At 73.7% G+C, this 8,371-nt stretch carries 8 protein-coding genes; 5 read left to right on the top strand and 3 right to left on the bottom strand.

Translation table 11 applies throughout. The features are described 5' to 3' along the window. Positions 1-84 precede the first annotated feature (84 nt). Positions 85-1,290 (top strand): cation:proton antiporter, encoded by a 1,206-nt coding sequence (locus E1283_RS26700; RefSeq protein ID WP_132820714.1) that lies wholly within the window; start codon positions 85-87, stop codon positions 1,288-1,290. Between the two features lie 70 nt (positions 1,291-1,360). Here E1283_RS26700 and E1283_RS26695 read toward each other — a convergent pair whose 3' ends face one another. The 3 genes from E1283_RS26695 to E1283_RS26685 all read right to left on the bottom strand — a co-directional run bounded on the left by E1283_RS26695 (position 1,361) and on the right by E1283_RS26685 (position 4,455). Beyond that, positions 1,361-2,059 (bottom strand): gamma-glutamyl-gamma-aminobutyrate hydrolase family protein, encoded by a 699-nt coding sequence (locus tag E1283_RS26695; RefSeq protein ID WP_132820713.1) that lies wholly within the window; start codon positions 2,057-2,059, stop codon positions 1,361-1,363. A gap of 14 nt (positions 2,060-2,073) precedes the next feature. Next, complete coding sequence (gene eat / locus E1283_RS26690; protein WP_132820712.1) at positions 2,074-3,540, bottom strand: ethanolamine permease; 1,467 nt, start codon at positions 3,538-3,540, stop codon at positions 2,074-2,076. 165 nt (positions 3,541-3,705) lie between these two features. Beyond that, entirely contained in the window at positions 3,706-4,455 is a 750-nt protein-coding gene (locus tag E1283_RS26685; protein WP_132820711.1) for a FadR/GntR family transcriptional regulator, read from the bottom strand. Between the two features lie 74 nt (positions 4,456-4,529). Between E1283_RS26685 and E1283_RS26680 the strand changes: the two genes are divergently transcribed. From E1283_RS26680 to E1283_RS26665, 4 genes are all read left to right on the top strand, one after another. Beyond that, positions 4,530-5,903 carry a glutamine synthetase family protein gene (locus E1283_RS26680; protein WP_132820710.1) on the top strand — a complete coding sequence of 458 codons (1,374 nt, stop codon included), beginning with the start codon at positions 4,530-4,532 and terminating at the stop codon, positions 5,901-5,903. A 34-nt stretch (positions 5,904-5,937) separates the two neighbouring features. Continuing rightward, positions 5,938-7,314, top strand: a complete 1,377-nt coding sequence (locus tag E1283_RS26675) for an aldehyde dehydrogenase family protein (RefSeq protein WP_132820709.1) — start codon at positions 5,938-5,940, stop codon at positions 7,312-7,314. Between the two features lie 51 nt (positions 7,315-7,365). Next, positions 7,366-8,151, top strand: a complete 786-nt coding sequence (locus tag E1283_RS26670; protein ID WP_132820708.1) for a 3-oxoacyl-ACP reductase — start codon at positions 7,366-7,368, stop codon at positions 8,149-8,151. A gap of 85 nt (positions 8,152-8,236) precedes the next feature. After that, on the top strand, positions 8,237-8,371 hold a 135-nt coding region (locus E1283_RS26665), incomplete at its 3' end, for a DUF2510 domain-containing protein (protein WP_425086234.1).

Here is an 8,371-nt window from a genome sequence, read left to right as displayed (position 1 = left end):
CCCGACCCGGCCCCCGTTCGCTCCTGTCTCTCAGCCCCACCCGGTGCGGGTGATCACATGGGACACGCCGACACCCTGCTCGCCATGGGCGGCGCCTTCGTGGCCGCCGCCATCCTCGCCCGCCTCGGCAGCCGCATAGGCCTGCCCACGATTCCGCTGTTCATCCTGGCCGGGATACTCCTCGGCCCCAACACTCCGGGCTTCGTGCTGCTCGACGATCCGCACGACCTGGAGATGCTGTCCGCGCTCGGCCTGGTGTTGCTGCTGTTCTACCTGGGTCTCGAGTTCCACATGGACGACCTCAAGACCGGCGGCCGCAAGATGGCCGTGGCCGGCTGCACCTACCTGGCGCTGAACGTCGGCGCCGGCCTGGGCTTCGGCTTCGCGCTCGGCTGGGGTACCTCCGAGGCGCTGGTGCTCGCCGGCGTGCTCGGCATCTCGTCCTCCGCCATCGTGACCAAGATCCTGGTCGACCTCGGACGCATCGGCAGCCCGGAGACCAAGCCGATCCTCGGCATCATCGTGGTCGAGGACATCTTCCTCGCCCTCTACCTGGCGGCCCTGCAACCGGTGATCTCCGGGGCCGACGACCTCGGCGCCATGGCCGTCGACATCGGCAAGGCGTTCGGCTTCCTGCTGGTGCTGGCCGTCGCGGCCCGGTGGGGGACCGGCCTGATCGGCAAGCTGTTCGCGATCAAGGACAACGAGCTGCTGGTCATCTCGTTCCTCGGCGCGGCCGTCCTGATCTCCGGCATCGCCGAGACCTTCGGCGTGGCCGACGCCATCGCCGCCTTCATGGTCGGCCTGATCCTGGGCAACACCACCTCCGGCGACCGGATCCGGGACCTGGTGCACCCGTTGCGGGACGCCTTCGCCGCGATCTTCTTCTTCGGCTTCGGCCTGTCGATCGCCCCGGGTGACCTGCCCACCGTCATCTGGCCGGTGCTGATCGCCATAGTGATCACCGTCTCGATGAACCTGTTGGCCGGCGTCTTCACGGCGCGGATCTACGGCTTCGGCCCGAAGCCGGCGGCCAACGTGGCCACCACGCTGCTGGCGCGCGGCGAGTTCGCGCTGATCCTGGCCACCATGGCGGCCGCGGCCGGCCTCGACCAGCGGCTCTCGCCGTTCATCGCGGGCTACGTGCTGATCCTGGCCGTCGTCGCGCCGCTGGTCGCGGGCCGCTCGCACTGGTTCGCCCGGCTGATGCCGGGTGGCCGCGAGGCGTCCGGGCAGGCGGAGGTGGTGAGCGCCGACGCCGACGCCGAGCCGGCCGGCTCGCGGAGCTAGCGGCCGACGCCGGCTCGTGGGCCGTGGGTCGTGGGCGGTGCCCCACGGCCCACGGCCGTTCGCGGCCGGCTCAGCCGCCGCCGCCGGCGGCGGTGACCAGGGCGCGGAGCAGGCGGGGGTCGTCGGCCGCCTCCGGATGCCACTGGACGGCCAGCGCGAACGCCGCTGAGGCGGGCAGCTCCAGCGCCTCGACCGTGCCGTCCACGGCGTGCGCGGTGGCGGTCAGACCGGTGCCGAGTTCGGCCACCGACTGGTGGTGGTGGGTGGGGACGGCGAGCGGCGCGGGGGAGAGGACGGCGGCCAGCCGGCTGCCGGGCACCGGTGTGACCTCGTGGTCGACGAAGGTGCCCGGCGGACCCTGGTGGCCGTCGACGTGCTGGTTGAGTGTCCCGCCGAGCGCCACGTTGAGCAGCTGCATGCCCCGGCAGATCCCCAGCAGTGGCAGCCCGGCGGTCAGTGCCGTCTCGATCAGCGCCAGCTCCCACGCGTCCCGCTCCGGCGCCGGCGATCCGGTGCGCGGGTCGCGGGTGGCCCCGAAGCGGGCCGGATCCACGTCGGGTCCGCCGGAGATCACCAGCCCGTCGAGGCGGGCGACCGCCGTGGCCGCCGCGTCCGGCGTGCCGTCCGGCGGCAGCAGGACGGCGAGGCCGCCGGCCCGCTGCGTCTGCCGGTGGTAGCCGGCCGGCAGTAGCGCCGCCGGCTTCTCCCACACGCCCCACCGCGTCCGGTCCTCCAGATAGGTGCTGATCCCGATCAGCGGCAGCGCCATACCGCCGACTCCCTTCAGTCCCGGGTCAGTTCGGCCTCGGCCGCCGCCAGGGCGGCGAACTCCTCCTCCGGCGCGGCGGCCACCAGGCGATGCCGACTGTAGAAGGCGAAGTAGGCAGCCGCCACCGCGTACACGCCGAGCGCGATGAACGCCGCGTCCCGGTCCACCAGGAACGTCGCGACCAGCGCCGCCAGCGCGAGCACGAACGCGATCCCCGAGGTCAGCACGCCGCCCGGGGTGCGGTAGGGCCGGGGCAGCGTCGGCTCGCGGCGCCGCAGCACGATGTGCGAGAGCGTCATCAGCGCGTACGAGATCGTCGCGCCGAAGACCGCCACGTTCAGCATCCGCGCCCCGTCGCCGGTGGCGGCGGCGAGCGCGAAGCCCAGCGCGCCGGGGATCAGCAGGCCCAGATACGGCGACCTGCGCCGGCTGGTCAGCGAGAGGAAGCGCGGCAGGTAGCCGGCCCTGGAGAGCGCGAACAGCTGTCGGGAGCCCGCGTAGACCAGCGAGAAGAAGGACGCCACCAGGCCGGCCAGGCCCGCGTAGTTCACGAAGCGGCTCAACGCCGTCGTCTCGCCCTCCGGTTCGAGCGCCGCCACCAGGGGGTTGCCGGCGTCCATCACCGCCGCCGAGCCCCGCGCCCCGGTGGCGGCCAGGAAGGTCAGCAGGGCGAGCACCAGCAGGACCCCGATCGCCCAGGCCATCGCCCTGGGCAGGGTGCGCGCCGGGTTCCTGGTCTCCTCGGCCGCCAGCGGCACCCCCTCCACGCCGAGGAAGAACCACATGCCGAACGGGAAGGCCGCCCAGATGCCGAGCAGCCCGAACGGCAGCCAGGAGCTCGCGCCGAACGCCCCGTCGTCCACCGGGATGTCGTCCAGTGAACCCGGGCTGAAGTCGGCCAGCGCCCCCACCACGAAGACCAGCAGCGCGGCCACCGCGATCACCGTCACCGTCAGGCTGAACCGCAGCGCCTCGCCCACGCCCCACAGGTGGATGGCCAGGAAGACCACGAAGCAGCCCAGGTAGACCGGCCAGCTCGACTCGAGTCCGAACAGGTCGAGCGACTCCACGTAGTCGCCGATGAAGATCACGATCGCGGCGGGCGCCAGCACGAACTCGATCAGGATCGCCGTGCCGGTCAGGAACCCGCCCCAGGGGCCGAGTGCCCGCCGCGCGAAGCCGTAGCCGCCGCCGGCCGTGGGCAGCACGGCGGCCAACTCGGCCAGCGCGAACACCATGCAGGTGTACATGATGCCCATCAGCGCCGCGGCGATGGCCAGGCCGCCGAAGCCGCCCTCGGCCAGGCCGAAGTTCCAGCCCGCGTAGTCGCCCGAGACCACGTAGGCGACACCGAGGCCGGTCAGCAGCAGTGGCCCGGCGCTGCCGGTGCGCAGCGCCCGGCGACGCAGATAGGCGTCCTCGGGCGAGGGCGGCTCGGTGCCGGACGGCGGTGCGGTGCCTGGCTCGGTCTGCTCGGTCATGGGCCGCTCCTGACGTGCCGCCCACGAGGGGCACGAATGGTATGGGCGCACACCTTTGCGGGTGGGGTGTGCGCCGCGCAACCCCCCGTGCGTAAAAGGGCTGTTACGGCCGCGGGGCGGGCGGCCGGGCCGGGTGGTCGCGCCCGGTGGCCGGGGCGGGCGGGCTCACGCCAGGAAGCCGCGGAGCAGCGCCGCCGTTCCCGCGCAGTGCTCGCGCATCATCTCCCGCGCCCCGTCCGCGTCCCCCTCGCACACCGCCGCCACCAGCGCCGCGTGCTGGGCCTGCGAGTGCCCCAGGTTGCGGACCAGCAACGGGATGCAGTCCAACAGGTCGTTCACCGTGGCCCGCACCGCCGCGTACTGGGCGGCCAGCGAAGGGGAGCCCGACAGCTCGGCCAGCGTCAGGTGCAGGGCGGTGTCCATCCGCCGGTAGTCCGCCGGCGCCGCCTCCTCGGTGGCGGCGAGCGCCGCCCGCAGCCGGGCCGCGCCCTCGGTGCCCGGCGGCTCGGCGGCGCACAGGCCGGCCGCGCCGACGTCGAGCACCTCGCGCAGCCGCAGCGCGTCCTCCAGGTCCACGTCCGCGATCCGCCTCCGCAGCTCCGCCCGCCCGGCGTCGCCGGCGGGCGACGGCCGCCGACAGACGAACGTCCCGCCGTACCGGCCGCGCCGGCTCTCCACCAGACCCTCGTCCTGAAGCACTTTCAGGACCTCGCGCAACGTCACCCGGCTCACCCCGAGCCGGGCCGCCAACTCGCGCTCCGCGGGCAGCCGTTCGTCGGCCGGCACCAGGCCGAGCCGGAGCACCTGGAGTATCTGCTCCAGCGCCTCCTCGAAGCCGTTGCCGGCGCGCACCGGCCGCAGCACCGCCGTCAGCCGTTCGGCTCCGCCGCCCCGGCCGCCGACCTGGTCGTCCATCGGACCTACTTCCCAATCAATGGTCTGCGCCGCTACCTTATGGCCCCTGGCGGAACCGACAGGAGGCCGTGACCGTGTGGGATCGCACACCACCGCTGTCCATCGAGGAGTTGCGGGGCCTGATCGACCTCGGCGAGATCGACACCGTCGTCCTCGCCTTCACCGACATGCAGGGCCGCCTCCAGGGCAAGCGGTTCGCCGCCCGGTTCTTCCTCGACGAGGTCTGGCGGAACGGCAGCGAGGGCTGCGACTACCTGCTAGCCGTCGACACCGACATGAACACCGTCGACGGCTACGCGATGTCCTCCTGGGCGCGCGGCTACGGCGACTTCGCCATGCGCGGCGACCCCGACACCCTCCGCCGGGTGCCCTGGCACCCGGGCACCGCCATGATCACCGCCGACCTCGCCTGGCACGACGGCAGCCCGGTCGCCCCCTCGCCGCGGCAGATCCTGCGCCGGCAGCTGGACCGGCTGGCCGACCGCGGCTGGACCGGACACGCCGGCACCGAGTTGGAGTTCCTGCTCTTCCGGGACAGCTACGAGCGGGCCTGGGACGCCGGCTACCGCGACCTCACCCCGGCCAACCAGTACAACGTCGACTACTCGGTGCTCGGCACCGGTCGCGTCGAGCCGCTGCTGCGCCGGATCCGCAACGAGATGGCCGGCGCCGGGCTCGTCGTCGAGTCCGCCAAGGGCGAGTGCAACCTCGGCCAGCACGAGATCGCCTTCCGCTACGCCGACGCGCTCACCACCTGCGACCAGCACGCCGTCTACAAGACGGGCGCCAAGGAGATCGCCGCCCAGGAGGGCGTCGCCCTGACCTTCATGGCCAAGTACGACGAGCGTGAGGGCAACTCCTGCCACATCCACTTCTCGCTGCGCGACGCCGAGGACCGCCCGGTCTTCGCGGCCGCCGACGCCCACGAGCCGCACGGCATGTCGCCGACCATGCGTCAGTTCCTCGCCGGTCAACTCGCCACGCTGCGCGAGCTGTCGCTGTTCCACGCGCCCAACATCAACTCCTACAAGCGCTTCCGGGCCGGCTCCTTCGCCCCCACCGCCGTCGCCTGGGGCGTGGACAACCGCACCTGCGCGCTGCGGGTCGTCGGCCGCGGCCCCTCGCTGCGGATGGAGAACCGGCTGCCCGGCGGCGACGTCAATCCCTACCTCGCCGTCGCCGCCATGATCGCGGCCGGCCTGCACGGCGTCGAGCAGGGCCTCGAACTCCCCGAACCCTGCGCCGGCAACGCCTACACCGGCGACGCCCAGCGGGTGCCGGCCACCCTGCGCGACGCCGCGGCGCTCTGGCGCGACAGCGCCGTCGCCCGCGCCGCCTTCGGCGACGAGGTGGTCGAGCACTACCACAACATGGCGCGGATCGAGCAGGACGCCTACGACGGCGCCGTCACCGACTGGGAGCGGTTCCGCTCCTTCGAACGCCTCTGATCACCGAACCCCGCAGCGAGGAGCGAGCCGCACCGTGCAGACCACGCCGCCGGCGCACGACATCGTCAACCCGGCGACCGAGGAGACCATCGCCACCGTCCCCGTCACCACCCCCGCCGAGGTGGGCGAGGCCGTGCGCCGGGCGGCCGCCGCCCAGACCGGCTGGGCGGCGGCCGCCCCCGGCGACCGGGCCAGGCTGCTGCGCCGGTTCGCCGCCGAGGTGGACGCGGCGCGCGAGGAACTGGCCGGGATCGAGGTCAGGGAGGCCGGCCACCCGATCGGCAACGCCCGCTGGGAGGCGGGCAACGTCCGCGACCTGCTCGACTACGCCGCCGGCGGCGTCGAGCGGCTGACCGGCCGGCAGATCCCGGTGGCCGGCGGCCTCGACGTCACCTTCCACGAGCCGCTGGGCGTCGTCGGCGTGATCGCCCCCTGGAACTTCCCGATGCCCGTCGCCGCCTGGGGCGCCGCCCCCGCGCTCGCCGCCGGCAACGCCGTGCTGCTCAAGCCCGCCGAGACCACCCCGCTCACCGCGCTGCGGCTCGCCGAACTCGCCCTGGCCGCCGGGCTGCCCGAGGGCCTCTTCCAGGTGCTGCCAGGCGACGGCCCGGGCACCGGCGAGGCCCTGGTCACCCACCCGGGGGTCGCCAAGATCGTCTTCACCGGCTCCACCACCACCGGCAAGCGCGTCATGACCCACTGCGCCGCCGCCGTCAAGCGGGTCACCCTCGAACTCGGCGGCAAGAGCCCCAACATCGTCTTCGCCGACGCCGACCTGGAACGCGCCGCCGCCAGCGCGCCGGGATCCTTCCTCGACAACACCGGCCAGGACTGCTGCGCCCGCAGCCGCATCCTGGTGCAACGCTCCGTCCACGACCGCTTCCTCGCCCTCGTCGAACCCGCCGTGCACGCCGTCGTCGTGGGCGACCCGGCCGACGAGGGCACCGCCGTGGGCCCGCTGATCTCGGCCGCCCAGCGGGAGCGGGTGCGCTCCTACGTGCCGGAGGACGCGCCGGCCGCGATCCGCGGCCGGGCCCCGGCGGGACCCGGGTTCTGGTACCCGGCCACCGTCCTGGAGGCGCACCAGGCCGGCGAGCGCGCCGCCGTCGAGGAGATCTTCGGACCGGTCGCCGTCGTGACGCCCTTCGACGACGAGGACGAGGCCGTCCGGCTCGCCAACGCCACCGACTACGGCCTCGCCGGATCCGTCTGGACCCGCGACCTCGGCCGGGCGCTGCGCGTCTCCCGAGGCGTCGCCGCCGGCAACCTCTCGGTCAACTCCCACAGCAGCGTGCGCTACGCCACGCCCTTCGGCGGCTTCAAGCAGTCGGGGTTCGGCCGCGAGCTCGGCCCCGACGCGCTGGTCGCGTTCACCGAGACCAAGAACGTCTTCCTCGCCTCGGACGCCTGACCTCCCCGTCCGACCGAACCGGAACCACCGCCACGACCCAAGGGACCCGCAGTGACCCAGACCCCAGCGACACCCCGCCGGCTGGTCGGCCGCACCGCCGTCATCACCGGAGCCGCCAGCGGCATCGGCCTCGCCACCGCCCGCCGGTTCGCCGCCGAGGGCGCCACCGTGGTCCTGGCCGACGTCGACGCCGAACGCGGCGAGGCCGCCGCCGCCGAGACCGGCGGCCGTTACGTGCACGCCGACGTCACCGACGCCGAGCAGGTCGAGGCGCTCTTCAGGACCACCGTGGACGCCTACGGCGCCGTCGACGTCGCGTTCAACAACGCCGGTATCTCGCCCCCCGACGACGACTCCATCCTCACCACGGAACTCGACGTCTGGCGCCGGGTCCAGGAGGTCAACCTCACCTCCGTCTACCTGTGCTGCAAGGCCGTCATCCCGCACATGCGCCGGCAGGGGCGCGGCTCCGTCATCAACACCGCCTCCTTCGTCGCGGTGATGGGCGCCGCCACCTCCCAGATCAGCTACACCGCGTCCAAGGGCGGCGTGCTCGCCATGTCCCGCGAGCTCGGCGTGCAGTTCGCCCGCGAGGGCATCCGGGTCAACGCGCTCTGCCCCGGCCCCGTCAACACCCCGCTGCTGAAGGAGCTGTTCGCCAAGGATCCGGAGCGCGCCGCGCGCCGCCTGGTGCACGTGCCGACCGGCCGGTTCGCGGAGCCCGAGGAGATCGCCGCCGCCGTCGCGTTCCTCGCCAGCGACGACGCCTCCTTCGTCAACGCCGCCGAGTTCCTGGTGGACGGCGGTATTTCGGGCGCCTATGTGACCCCGCTCTGACCACGCGGCGCCCCCGCGGCGGGCGTTCGACCGGCCACGCACGGTGGCCTCGTGGGCCAAGCTGTGGCAAGTTCACTCCGTGAGCATGACGACGCCTCCCGGCTGGTACCGGGATCCGGCCCAGACCGAGGGCGGGCCCACCATGGAGCGGTGGTGGGACGGCTCGGCCTGGACCGGCGGAACCCGCCCCGCCGGCGGCGAGCCGCCCACCGTGCCGCCC

The organism is Streptomyces hainanensis, from assembly GCF_004348415.1.
Lineage (GTDB): Bacteria > Actinomycetota > Actinomycetes > Streptomycetales > Streptomycetaceae > Streptomyces > Streptomyces hainanensis.
The sequence above is the reverse complement of the archived record's forward strand: the minus strand, read 5'-3'. Positions and strand labels throughout refer to the sequence as shown.

Excerpts from the sequence above, each read along its gene's own strand:
- E1283_RS26700 (WP_132820714.1), top strand. The coding sequence starts at position 85 with ATGGGCGGCGCCTTCGTGGCCGCCGCCATCCTCGCCCGCCTCGGCAGC.
- E1283_RS26695 (WP_132820713.1), bottom strand. The coding sequence starts at position 2,059 with ATGGCGCTGCCGCTGATCGGGATCAGCACCTATCTGGAGGACCGGACG.
- eat (WP_132820712.1), bottom strand. The coding sequence starts at position 3,540 with ATGACCGAGCAGACCGAGCCAGGCACCGCACCGCCGTCCGGCACCGAG.
- E1283_RS26685 (WP_132820711.1), bottom strand. The coding sequence starts at position 4,455 with ATGGACGACCAGGTCGGCGGCCGGGGCGGCGGAGCCGAACGGCTGACG.